The 388-nt window shown below is 55.7% G+C and carries 1 protein-coding gene; it reads right to left on the reverse strand.

Features of this window, described 5'->3' with window-relative positions:
- Positions 1-368: hypothetical protein (locus tag QP968_RS11180; RefSeq protein ID WP_284856465.1), on the reverse strand; the 368-nt coding region annotated here is incomplete at its 3' end.
- Positions 369-388 lie beyond the last annotated feature (20 nt).

The following is a 388-nucleotide window of genomic DNA, read 5'->3' on the forward strand; positions in this document are numbered from 1 at the left end:
ATCTCCAACACACTCGCCGACCGCGGAGCAGAATCAGACCACCGCAACAACAAAGTCACAGCAGAAACATAATCCTCCTGCACACCAGGAAGAACCAAAACCCACACAGCCCCAGCCTTACGCGCCTCGGCCGCCATAGAAGCCATAGCCTCTTTCAACTGACGCTTCTGCGCACTTTTAAGCCGCACACCAGGCACAACATCATCATCACGCATAATATTTGCAATCGAAGCATCCGTACACCGCGGATCAAGATCAATAACACGCCACCCAAGCGGCAACGACACCGTCCACACAAACAGTGGCCGCGGCGCATCAGGCGGCAAACCAACACCATAAACCGGCGCATCAACACCCCGCACAGGCACGCTACCCCCTCAACTCGGTT

Origin of the sequence: Corynebacterium sp. MSK041 (assembly GCF_030232265.1) — a bacterium.
Taxonomy (GTDB): domain Bacteria; phylum Actinomycetota; class Actinomycetes; order Mycobacteriales; family Mycobacteriaceae; genus Corynebacterium.